General features: G+C 60.7%; 3 protein-coding genes. All 3 read left to right on the top strand.

What is annotated here, in order from left to right:
- From QOM08_RS22440 to QOM08_RS22430, 3 genes are read left to right on the top strand one after another with little or no spacing between them, the layout of a single operon-like run.
- Entirely contained in the window at positions 1 to 3,633 is a 3,633-nt protein-coding gene (locus QOM08_RS22440; protein WP_316912150.1) for a Tc toxin subunit A, read from the top strand.
- On the top strand, positions 3,630 to 7,715 hold the full coding sequence (locus tag QOM08_RS22435; protein ID WP_316912149.1) for a neuraminidase-like domain-containing protein: 4,086 nt from the start codon (positions 3,630 to 3,632) through the stop codon (positions 7,713 to 7,715). The genes QOM08_RS22440 and QOM08_RS22435 overlap by 4 nt, the downstream gene beginning before the upstream one ends.
- On the top strand, positions 7,708 to 12,477 hold the full coding sequence (locus tag QOM08_RS22430; RefSeq protein ID WP_316912148.1) for a hypothetical protein: 4,770 nt from the start codon (positions 7,708 to 7,710) through the stop codon (positions 12,475 to 12,477). The genes QOM08_RS22435 and QOM08_RS22430 overlap by 8 nt, the downstream gene beginning before the upstream one ends.
- Positions 12,478 to 12,494 lie beyond the last annotated feature (17 nt).

Raw genomic sequence — 12,494 nt, 5'->3', positions numbered from 1 at the left:
ATGGCTGACTCCCGCCCCGCTTTACAGCTGCTGAATCAGGTGTTCAGTGACCAACAACTCACCCACTACGCAACGCTGCACACGTACCTCGAAGAGGGCGGTTCGATCTTTACGCTGGTGGAAAAGGGCGTGCAGGGATTGGTGAGGGACTTTGGCGTGAGCGCCGATGACGCTCGTCAGCTGTTACGGCGCCTCAACAGCATGGCCATTTACCTGCGGCGTCAGTTCATCGAGCACACCCTGTACGGTTCGGCAAAAGAGCAGCGGCGGGCAAGCAGTGGTTTACTGTCGATGGTTCAAGGCCCCAGTTTCGAGCTCTTGTTCAATCCTCAGTTCGACAGCTTGTGCCCACCCCAGGCCCTGGAGTCTTTCGCATCACCCGTGGCGTATTTGATTGAGTTGATGCGGTGGATCGAGCAACGCATCGAAGCGGTTTCAAGCGACACAAGCAAGTTGCCCTTGCATGACCGGCGCAAAGACCTGAAGCCGCTGAGCATCGATTTCAACGCAGTGCATCAATCGGTGTCGTCGGTGGACATCATCGTCCCGGTGCTGGAAAAGTTTATCGGTCTGCTTCCAGAGGAACTGGAACAGGCCATGATCGAGGCGCGTTATCCCAACGGGCTGCCGTACTTCCAGCATTGGGTCACGGTGGACACCGTTGCCCGCCACCATGGCCTGTCGGTGGGCAGTTTTGCCCAAAGCGTGAGCCCGTCCTTTCCGTATTTTTTCCAGACCCAGGCCTGGTACAGCGATGTGGGCCCGGCCCTGGCCCATGCGTCGCGGCTGGGGCCTTATCAGCGGCGGTTGCTGACGGAGCCGCCCGTAGAGTTTGAGGGAGAAGGGGAGGGAGGCGAATACGAACACATGATTTTTTATATGCAGAACTTCGGCGCCGACGCGCTGAATTGGCAGGACCTCATCGAGGTGCCGTTCTTCGGCGAACGGACCAAGCTCGACACCCAGGGGCTCGAGGCTTTGCTGTCGGTACGGGGCTTTGCGCCAGTGCGTTCGGCCAATGTGACGTACTCGTCGCAGGTGCCTGAAGAACCGGAAAGCGGGCGCTCCGGTTCGGTTTACCTCAACGCCAATGCCCACCCCGCTCTCCATATTACCGGTCGCGGAGAGGGCAATTTGTTTCTTCATAAACTCTCCGTGAGCCCAGGCGACGCGGCGGGACTTGCGCATTACGACCGAATGAATCGCAAGTTGCGCCTGGATCAATGGTTGGCACTGCCCAGCGAACAGGTGGATGCGCTGCTGGTGGCGGCCATCAAGGCTGAAGTGCGCGGTGGTGCGCCGGCAGATAACTGGTGGATCACCGAACAGGTCGTGCATGCCCTCGGGCTGTTTCAGTCGTTGCGCGAGCGCTGTGAATGCCCGGTGAACGACTTTGCCGTGTTTATCGACGAGTTGTCGATTTACGGTCGCGGTGAAGCACTGTCCCAATTCGATCAGCTCTTCAATGGCCAGGGCGATTACCGTGCCCCCTTGAAGCTCGACGGCGGAACGTTTCCGATCGTGCCGGCACCTGAGGTGCCCGACCTGACCGTCAGCCAATTGTGCAGCGCGTTGGGCATCGACCTGCAGACCTACAACTACCTGGCCCTGGCGATTGCCAATGCCCATGGCATCGACGGCGACAGTCTGCCGCGTAACCTGGCGATCGTGTCCAGTTTCTACCGCATGGTGAAGCTGCCCCGGCTGTTGGGCATTACCCCGGTCGAAGGCGTGTTGTTGCTGACGGTGTTGGGTGGGGAGCTTTGGCTCAACGGTTTGGCGGGTGTGCCCCGGATCAACTCCACCACAAGCGATAGCCCGGATGTGCTGAACCTCATCCATGCCATGCAATTGTGTGTGGACTGGTGTGCCGATCACGACCTGCCGGTGCTTTGGATGGTGCAGCAGGTCTCGCCGCCTTCTGCGCTGGACGCTTCCCGGGACGCTGAGGGTCGGCTTTTTGAGCAGTTGCTCAATCTGTTGCCCGGCGCAATGCTCACCCACTCGGCGATCCTGATGGGCGGTGTGCCGGCGATGGCGGGCGCCAGTTGGCTGGAGCTGCTGGGGATGCAAACGACATTGGTCGAGTCCGATGGGCTGGTGATGTCGCGCACGGGAACCGAGGCTCAATACCTGGACTTTGCGCGAAGAGAGCTTGATTACGCCGTGACCATCGGCCTCGGTGAACAATATGAACTGGAGCGCCCCGCCATCGTCGAGAGGCTCCTCGCCGTGGTGTTGGAGGCCAGGGACGCCCAGGTCTCGGTGGTCAAGGAATGCCTGGCGGTTTACACGGGTATCGGTTCCGAGCAAGCGCTCGAGGTGCTGGCGTGGGCCAATTCAACGGTGAGCCGGTTGCTGCGCCTGGTGCTCGAACGTGACCTTTCGCATCTTGAAGGCTCGGTGAAGCGACGCAACGCCTTGGCTGACCCATTGCTTGCGCTGCTGCCCGATGTGCGCCGTCGCAGTGCGGTGGTGGCGAAACTTGAGCTGAGCGCCGAGGTGTTGCGCGACTATCTGGATTACGGCCATAAAGCCTGGCTGGATCAGGACGACAAGCACGCGTTCACGGTGCGCACGCTTTATTACCTGACCACCCTCAACCGTGCGTTCGAGCTGAGCGACCAGCCGGCGCAGACGCTGCTCGACTACCTGCGCGAGGTCAATGCGCTGCCTTCTCCGATAGGGGGGCATGCACTGCGTCTGGCCGAACAAGCGGCGTCCATCCGGCTGGCCGGTTTTTTTGACTGGAGCGTGCAGGAGGTGCGCGAGTGCGTCAGCCGCTTCCAATCTGCGCAAAAAATCCTGAAAAACCTGCCCCAGCTGGATCTGTTGATGCGGGTCCGGGTGCTGGCGGCGCGCACCGGCATGGATGCCTTGACGATTTTCCTGATGGGCGGGCTGCCAGAAGAGATCAACAAACCCGCCTACAAGGCCGCCGCCGAACATGCCTTGCTGAGCCTGTCCGAATCCGATAGGCCGTTGGTGACCTTCACCGGGGATCTGAAGCAGCTCGTTACCGTGACGTGCGTCGCGGACAAGACCGTGGTGGTGGCTGCGCCTGAGGAAACAATCACCTTCACCGTCACCCTTATGGATAGCGACGGGAACCCGTTGAGCGGCGTCAACGTTTACTGGAGCGCTGAACTGGGGACCGTTGAAACCAAGGCTACGGAACCCGACGGCGTGGTTGAGGCCGTGTACAAACCGGGCAAGGTGACGGGGTGGGACACGCCGCAATTCTGGCTCGATCTGTTTGAGCGCGAGTATGCCCCGACCGTCGAGGTCACTATCGATGCTGAACACATAGTCATCCCACTAAAGTCCATGTCACCGGTACCTCTGGAAGCGGTACCTGCCGGTCAGGAAGTCGAACTCTACGCCACCATCAAGGACATCCATAGAAACATTGCGAAAAACCATCTGACGCGCTGGTTAAGCAAGGACATGAACGACGGGGGAGGCACGGTGGTTTATCGACCGGATCAGAGCTACACCAACCAGGAGGGCGTGGCCCGAACATTTGTTTCCAGCCCTACTGGCGGAAAGTTCCAGATCAGCGTTGCCCCTGAAGGTGGCGTGCTAGCTAATTTCCCGCCCATCATCTTTGAACGCGAGGAGCAAGTACCATGACTCTGAACACGTTGAGTGACTTGCTCGAAAAACGCCGGACCGCCCTGATCGAATACAGCCTCGGGCACGTTGAAAAAAGTGGTCAGAATCCTCCGTACAACTTCCTGCGGACCCCGGCGGACCTGTTCGAACTGCTGCGCCTGGATCCCCTGGACAGTTACCCGGTGCAAAGCTCCTGGGTCGCCGAAGCGACCAGTTGCGCCCAGCAGTTCATCCACGCCGCCTACCGCAAACTGGAACCCGGCTATGCCGACACCGAGTTCGACAAGCGGGACCTGGCCACCTGGGAGCTCTACAACAACTACCCGGATTGGTCGGCGCTGCAAATGATCGCGCTGTACCCGGAAAACTTCATCAACCCCTTCGTGCGGCAGCGCAAGACCAGCCTGTTCAAGACCCTTGAAAACAACCTCAACCAGGCACACTTGAACAGTGATTCGGTGCAGGTTGCCTTGCAGGAGTACCTGCAAACGTTCGAGCAAACCTGCAACCTAGACGTGCTCAGCAGCTACATGGACAGCGTCTCGCCGGCCCGGGCCGACTACTACTTTGTCGGTCGCCAGCGGGTGCCGCCTTACCAATACTTCTGGCGCAAAGCCGAGGTCGAGCTCTCTCCCACTTGCCCGGCCATCAACCCGGCGGCCTGGAGTGAATGGCTGCCGGTGGACACGCCCACGGGCGTGACGATACTGGATATCCGCCCGGTGTTCTGGAGCGGACGGCTGTGCCTGGTGTGGGCCGAATGGCAGTACAAGGTCGAAAGCGTGGACGAGGACGACGTAAGCCTGCCGCACCGGCTGGACATCAAAGTGGCGTTCATGGCCCAGAATGGCCGATGGTCGGCGCCGCTGAGCCTGCACAGCAGCGTGCATGACGACGACCTTTCCCAAGGCGCCCGGTTGATTGCGACGGTGTGGGCCGACCCCTACAACCCCAAGGGCAAGCTGGGCGTTTTTTTGACCAGCGCTGAGGACTCCCTCAAGGTGTTTGCGGTGCGTGACGTGCTGTTCCGCCCCGTGTCCTGGGACGATGGCGGCTGGCTGGAACACGCGGCGCTCAAGCGATTTGTCACGGCTGAGACGGTGCAACATCCGCTGATGAATCAGCCGACCATGGTCACCTCCGTGGAGAGGACGGGCAGTTTGACACCGTACCTGAGCCTGCAGGCGGTGGTGTTTCGCGACGCCAGCACCGACATGGACAAGCTGTTTGTGCAGGGCTATTGCAGGCCAACGGGTTTGACCGGAGAGGCCACCTTTGACCTGACGTTGCAAAATTCGGCCGGCGACCCTCCACCCATTTCGGGAAGTTTTCCCTTGGCCGGTGGCTGGAGTACCGAATGGCAGGAGTTTCAGCGTGAGAGTGGCTCATGGCCGGAGCCGACAACGTTTTCGTTCGGGCATACCGCAACCACGGGTGGATATGGCCGAAATAAATTCGAACTGACCATCATCAACGTCACGAAGTTTGCCCCTGTCTCACTGCTCAAGAACAGCCTCGATGCAGCGCAGTTTCTCTCCCTCAACCAACCCGAGCTGACCCTTAAGTACGCCCGCCTGAATTCGCTGTTCGGCCCCGAGCTGGTGCAGCGCTCGAATATCTCCGTCGAGGCGGTGCTGGATTGGGACACGCAGTTTCTGCCGGAGCCGCCCCCGGAAAGCAAAACGATCAGCGAGCCGAACGGAGCCTTCGACGGCGCTAACGGTCTGTTTTTCTGGGAGCTGTTTTTCCACCTGCCGCATCTGGTGGCCACACGTTTGCGCACCGAGGACCGCTTCCTGGAAGCGCAGAAATGGTTGCATTACCTGTTCGACCCGCAAGCGCCGGCCGACCCGGCCAACGACCCTCAGTACCCGAATCCAAAACCGAAGTATTGGCGCTGCCGCCCCCTGAGCAGCGACGGCAACCTGGGCTGTGAAACCCAGGCGCCCACCGACCCTGACGCCATCGGCTATTCGGCGCCCCGGCACTTTCAGATTCTGGTGTTCTCGGAGTACGTCAAGAACTTGCTGGCCTGGGGCGACTGGTATTACCGCCAGCTCACCCGTGACAGCCTGGTGGCGGCCAAGCTGTGTTACGTGCAGGCCGAATTTCTGATGGGCAAAGCACCGGCGGTGCGCACGGTCAACCGCTGGGAAACCGATACGGTGGACAGCTTGATGAACAAAAGCAGGTCGCGGCCGGCGCTTGAGCAGTTCGAGCAAAGCCTGGCGTTCAGCCTCGCGGACTTCCCCGCAGCCGCCGAAGCGCCGCCGCTGCTGGGGCTGTTGGCCAACGAGCCTTTCAAGGCTCCGATCAATGAGCAGTTGCTCGCGCTGTACGACTTGCCCGGCCAGCGCCTGCATAACCTGCGCAACAACCTCACCCTGGACGGCAAGCCACTGGACACACCGCTGTTCAGCCCACCCACCGATCCCAACGCGTTGTTGCGCGACCTGGCGGCCGGTGGTGTCGGTGCGCCAAGGCCCATGGGCGGTCGGTTGGTGGTGGGGGCTTTCCGCTGGCGCACGACGTTCGAGGTGGCATTGCGCGCCGTGCAGGCGCTCCAGGATCACGGCGCCCAGGTGCTGCGTCTGCTTGAGCAACGGGACCAGGCCGAGCAGCAGGAACTGCAACAAAACCATCTGGTGGAACTGGGCAGCTACGCCCAGACGGTGCAGGAACAGAACATCACTCAGCTCCAGGCGAGCAGGACCGCGCTTCAGCAAAGCCGGGCGGTGGCACAGGAGCGGGCAACCGCTTATGAGCGTCTCTATAACGAAAATGTGTCGAAGGTTGAATACGAGGTCATGGAGAGCTTGCAGCTTTCCAAAATCCTGGCATTGACCTCGGCAAGCATCAAACCCGCGGGCGCCGTGATTGCCTCGATGCCCAATATTTTTGGTTTGGCCGCCGGTGGGCATCGTCTCGAGAAAATAGCCGACGCGGTTTGTTTCGGTCTGGATGTTGCTTCGTCGGTGTTGCAAATGGACGCGGACAAACAGGCCACCACCGAAAGTTACCGGCGTCGCCGTGAAGAATGGCTACTGCAACGTAATCAGGCGCAGGCGGAGGTGCGTGCGCTCGATGCGCAAATCACCGCTCAGACCCACGCGGTGAGCGCCGCTCAAACCACGCTGGATCAAACCCTGCTGGCCAACAACCAGGCCTTGACGGTGTACAACTTCATCAAAAAGCGCGCGTCCAATGCCGAGCTGTATGGCTGGCTGCTGGGTCAGTTCAAGGCGTTGCATTACCAGGCCTACGATGCCGTCGTCAGTCTGTGCCTCAGCGCCCAGGCCTCGCTGAGTGCCGAAACCGGTGACTATGATTCGCAGATCCCCTTGCCCCAGGTCTGGCTGGACAACCGTCACGGTCTGACGGCAGGCGAACACCTGCGCGGGCATTTGATGCGCATGGAGCGCGAGTACCTGCAACGCTTTGAACGGCGGTTGGAGCTGGTCAAGACCATTTCCTTGCGCCAGTTGTTCGATGATGCGAGCGACCCGCAGGCCCCCAACAGCAGTTGGGCGAGCGCCCTGGATCAGTTGCGCACCAAGGGAACGCTGGAGTTCAAACTCTCTCAATTGCTGTTCGACCGCGACCACCCGGGGCATTACTGCCGGCAAATCAGCTCGGTCGAGGTCGACCTGCCTGTGCTGATCGGGCCCTATGAACATGTACGTGCCACCTTGCTGCAGATCAGCAGCATGACGGCTACCAAGGCATCCCTTCCAGCGGTGAAGTACTTGCATGATCCCGTGGGTAACGTGGCGCCTTCCGATGTGCAGATCAACCTGCGCAGCGGTCAGCAGATCGCCTTGTCGATGGGGCTTGGCGACCACGGCATGGTGGCGATGAAACCCGATGACAGCATGCTCAACCCCTTCGAAAACACCGGGGTGGTTTCACGCTGGCTGTTGAGTTTTCCAAGGGCGGTCCAGGAGCCGCAGAAGAGCACGCTGCTGTCGTTGACGGACATCATCGTGCGCATCCGTTACATGGCCAGGGCCGGCGAGCCACCGTTCGTGCGAGCCGTCGAAGATCAGATCAGCCTGACTCCCCCCTACTCAACCGCCGAAGGAGCAGCTCGCCATGAATAAGCCGATTGTCCTGGCCAATGAAAATCTGGTGCTCAATGGCGACTTCGAAAACTGGATCGAGCACTGGACACGGGGACCGATTCCGGGCGACCTGGGCACTGGGAAGGAATGGTATGAGGGGGAGGTGGAGTTCGTTAGTTTTCTGATCATCGGCGATGAGGCTTCGGTCAGTCAGGCGCTGACGGCGCCCAAGGATCCAGGCGCTCCAGCGCGCTACGTCCTCACCTTCCTGTGCGAGACGAGGCACACCGAACCGGGCAGGCTGGTCATTAGCAGCGATAAACATCCGCAGGAGCAGGAAATCCTGTTGCCGCGAGGAGCAGCCCGGGATGTGGAGGAGGATCAGGCACGGCTTAGGGACGGTCAGCCGCTGGATTACAGACCTATTGCCTACAACGTACCCTTGGACCTGCCGTTCAACGCTCAAGACACCCTCACGCTGAATATTCAAAGCCCGCGAAACGCCCCCGAAGACGACATCGGGGCCATCCGCATTACGCGCATCAACCTCCAGGTGTACCTTGAGCCAGTGCTGATGCAAGCGTTCAAGCTTGACGAGCAGACACTGCCGGCAACCGGGCCTTTGTACGTGTGCCTGGGGGCCTCGGGTGACTTGGCTCATCAGCTTGAATTCAGGCCCGATCCGGACAATGCATGGGCCGGCACCCAAGCCGCGTTGACCAGCGATGACAACCCCCAGGGCGCGGTGCTCGCGACCCCGGCCTGGGGTGTGGATCACCCGTTGGATTCGGCCTGGGCCCTGGACTGTCCGGCGATCGGTGAAGACGGTCCCTATCTGTTTTCGATGGACCTGGTTAACCAGTACGCCGCCGATGCTTATCCGGTGCAGGTGTCCCTGGGGCATCATCGGCTGGCCTTTCGTGGCGTGCTCGAGGCGGCGTATTACCCGGTGCTTGAATACGACCAAAGTGTGCGTTTGGGGGTGCAGGTCACTTCCTATTACACCGGGCAACCCTTGAGCGACCGCACCGTGAACTGGACCTCCACGACCGGGCAGGTCACCGGCGTTGCCGTCAGCCGAACTGACGGCTGGGCCTACTTCGATTTTCAACCGACGCAGGCCGGTGATGTCGAGATCCAGGCGTCGGTCGAGAGCCTCTACTACGCCTCTGGCACGTTGACTCAAATCCTGACGGTGCGGGTGCTGGCCACGGATCCGTGGAAGGATGTGCTGACGGTGGTCGAGGGGGTGGAGTCGCGTTGGGAGGAAAAAACCGGTTACCCCAACCGCGGCTCGGAGTATCCCCTCGACGTGAAACTGCCCGCCGCCAGCCCCTTGCAGGGGACGCAGCTGTCGTTGCATTGGAGTGGTGATTCCCACGAGCAACTGGGGGTGGCCGTCAGCCCGGCCCTTGAAGCTCCGGTGCCGGTCACCGGCGCCGAACTGGCCTGGACCTTGACCAGCGAAGATCGGTCTGACGGTCGGTTCGACCTGCAACTGGCCTGCTCGAAACTGTTGCTGCCTTCACCGAAAAAAAACATGTCGCTGGCGCGCAATCTGGTTCGGGTGGGTGAAGTCCGAGAGGCCAACAAGTTTCCCGTGGTGGACGAAAACGAAAGCGTGCTGTTGCGGGTGCAGGTGGTGCACTTCGTGGCCAGCGGCGACGGCGATCCGGTCATCAATGCCCAGGTCGAATGGAAAACCGGGGGCGAGACGCTATCCACCGTTACCACCGGCATCGGCGGTTGGGCCAGTGTGTTGTACACGCCGCAGAGTGCGGGGGACAAAGTGGTCATCGCCAGCATCAAGGCCCATGGCGAGGCCGTGGCGGTGGAGCGCCCGTTTGAGGTGAAGGCGATTGCCACCAGCCCCTGGAAAAACGAGGTCAGTATTCTGCTCGATGGCGAGGTGGTCGAGCGCAATGCGCTCGGTGTGCTCTGCTGGCGCGGGCAAACGCACACACTCAAAGTGCTGCCCAATTCCGGCAGCTCATGGATCGGTAAGAACATCAGTCTGCATTGGCGCGGGACGGCGCCGGATATCGGGCTGGTGCCCAGTGACCTTGGAACGCCCAAAGCGCTGGTGGCAGCCGGTACGGAGTGGAATCTCGCCTCACAAGCGAATACGAGCACCAGTAGCCTGTTTGAGCTGGAGTTGCGCCTGGAGAGCGTTTCAATCGTTCGCGAGCTGACGGGGCGATTGGTGTCTGAGAATCTGACGGAAGAAGTCAGCCTGAGACTCGACCAGATAGCCGCCGCACTGGACACCCAGGCGCTTTATCCGTGTCTGGGCGCGTTTCATCGTTTTAGCGTCTTACCCAATGCGCTGAGCCCGCTGGTGGGGTTGGAATCAACGTTGGCGTGGTCGGGGACACCCGCCGAGGAACTGGGGGCAACGGTGCGCCCTGCGTTGAATCTTGCGCAACCGATCAACGACGGCGGCGCGATCTGGACGCTGGACTTTACCGCCAGTGAACAACCGGGCGAGTTTGCCCTGGCGTGGGCAGTGCCTGCGCTGGACTTCGTCGCCACGGCCAAGCCGATGACGCTGGCGCATAACAAAGTCAGGATCCAGAACTGGCGCGAATCGCCGGTCGACCCAGTGGTCGGGCAGGATCCTGCGTGGCTGTGGGTCCAGGTGGTTTCCCACTTCACCGGGCGTGCCGTGGATCAGGTGCCGGTGACTTGGACAGCGGGCAGTTCAAGCGCGCAACCCACCGACGCCGATGGTTGGTCGGGTTTTGCCGTGGCGCCGGCCGCCGCCGGCACCCAGGCGGTGAAGGCCTCGGTCAGCAGTCGTTACGACGGCTACGAAGAGGAGCGCAACTTTGAGGTCATGGCGCTGGCAAGCGATCCGTGGGCGGGGCTGACGGTCCGGTTTGATGGCGCGCCCGCGCGACCCTGGGGTGAAAAAACCTACTTTCCGCGCCGCAAGGGCGAACATGTTTTTGAGCTGATGGCCTCCGAGAACAGCCCTTTGTTCGAGCGTGAGCTGACGCTTGGCATGACCGGAACCGGGCCCACCGAACTGGGCATCAGCTTTTTACCTGACCCCTTGGGAATGCCTCGCGAGTTTCCCAGCGAGGGCTTGCGTTTCACGCTCAAGGCCGGCGATCTGAAGGACGGCAGCTTTGCCTTGCGCCTGGCGTCCCAGCGTCTGGCCAACCTGTCCCCGGCGAACGCGATGTCGTTGGGCGAGGGCGAGCAAGTGCTGGAGATCCGCTGGGACAGCGGGGTTCAGCAAATACTGGAGTGGGAGCAGGAACTGGTCGAACAGGTCACCGTGATCTCCTCCATCAGTGGCAGGCCTATTGCCGGGGTGATCGTGACCTGGCGCGGTGATGACCTGGGGGAAGTGACCACCGTGACCGATTATTACGGGGTGGCGCGCGTGCGTTATGTGCCCACCACGCCCGGCGCGGCACAGTTGACTGCGACGGTGGGGGAAGGGCCGTACGCGGCATCGGTGGCGCTGTCGTACTTCTTGCACGAGCCCCGGGAAATCCAGTCGCTCACCAGCGACCAAGCCAATGGTCATATCGGCGAGCTGGTTTCAGCGCTCGTGACCGTGGTGTCGGCCATGACCGGCGAGCCCTTGGAAGACGTCGAGGTGCGGTGGGAGTACCCCCACATCACGATTGCGCCGACCCGGACAAATGCCGACGGGCAAGCCCCGGTGCAGTTCAGGTTGCCTGGCGTGCGGAAGGGGGGGCTATACGCCATTGTCACGGGGGGCTATGCGGGATGGGAGGTGGCAGGTCTGACCTTTGAGCTGCTGCCCAATGACATGACCTGGCTTCAGGAATTCAACCCCTACATCAATGGCCAACCCGTAAGGTGGCCTGACGTGGAACTGAATCTGGTCCCCGGAGAGGTTTGCACGCTGACGCTGGATTATGAGTACAGCTGGTTGATCGGCGATCCGGATGCGCAAGTCCTTCTGGAATATAAGCCGGGCGAACAAGCACAGGGTTTGGTATTCGATCCGCCGTTGGGGCAGCTGGTGGCGATGGAGGCGGGGAGTACTGCGTTGAGTTGGTCTATTTCCACCCAGGAGACCCAGATTGACCCGTTTGTATTGCAATTCGATATGCCGCTGATGAGCGGGATGCCGAAGTCTCCGCCCTTGCCGGGAGGGTCTGTCAGACCTGATTACGAAGTGGTGGATCTGAGTGTTCCTCAGGTCGGTATTCTTTTTAACGAATCCATGAAGGCGCAGGTGTTGGTGCGTCACCGAATCGACAAAACTCCTCAGGCCGGCGTAGACGTGACGTGGGATTTCACGGGGCACCCAACCGTTGTTACCCAGACTGACGCTACCGGTGTGGCCTATTGCGATATTCAGGGCGAACACCACACCGAAACCGGCATTGCCAGGCTGACGGCTTCTGTTTGGAGTCAACCGGGTGATGCTGGAAGCACGTTTGTCGATGTGTGGTTGTTTGATGTAAGCAATGCGCTGCTTCGTGGAACTGAAGTGAGGATCGATGGCTTGCCTTATGTGTGGGCGATAACGTATCCCTACAGGTTTGTCAAAAGCGAAGCGACCATCAGCGTGAAGTTTCGCGAGGAGGATGTAGGGCGTGATTGTGCGATCGCCTGTACGCACCCTGGCGTGGTGTTCACGCCACCGGCCAATGAGTTGCGACCTGTTCCTGTTACATCCCAGCTTGAATGGAACATCAAGGTCGAGCTGCCGCTGAATACCCGATTTGCTTTCTCCGTGTATTGCCTGGGTGTCACTGGCTCTGCCGGCGGTCATTTTCTCTTCGTACCCGGTTCAGTTGAAGGGCAGCGCTAGCGTGGGCTGGGAGGTAG

The sequence above is a fragment of the Pseudomonas sp. P105 genome, from assembly GCF_032614175.1.
Taxonomy (GTDB): Bacteria; Pseudomonadota; Gammaproteobacteria; order Pseudomonadales; family Pseudomonadaceae; genus Aquipseudomonas; species Aquipseudomonas rhizophila.
Note: the sequence above shows the minus strand (reverse complement) of the source record. Positions and strands in the feature narration are given on the sequence as shown.

What these genes read in the sequence shown, in the direction of transcription:
- QOM08_RS22440 (WP_316912150.1), top strand. Translation starts at nt 1, where the DNA reads ATGGCTGACTCCCGCCCCGCTTTACAGCTGCTGAATCAGGTGTTCAGT.
- QOM08_RS22435 (WP_316912149.1), top strand. Translation starts at nt 3,630, where the DNA reads ATGACTCTGAACACGTTGAGTGACTTGCTCGAAAAACGCCGGACCGCC.
- QOM08_RS22430 (WP_316912148.1), top strand. Translation starts at nt 7,708, where the DNA reads ATGAATAAGCCGATTGTCCTGGCCAATGAAAATCTGGTGCTCAATGGC.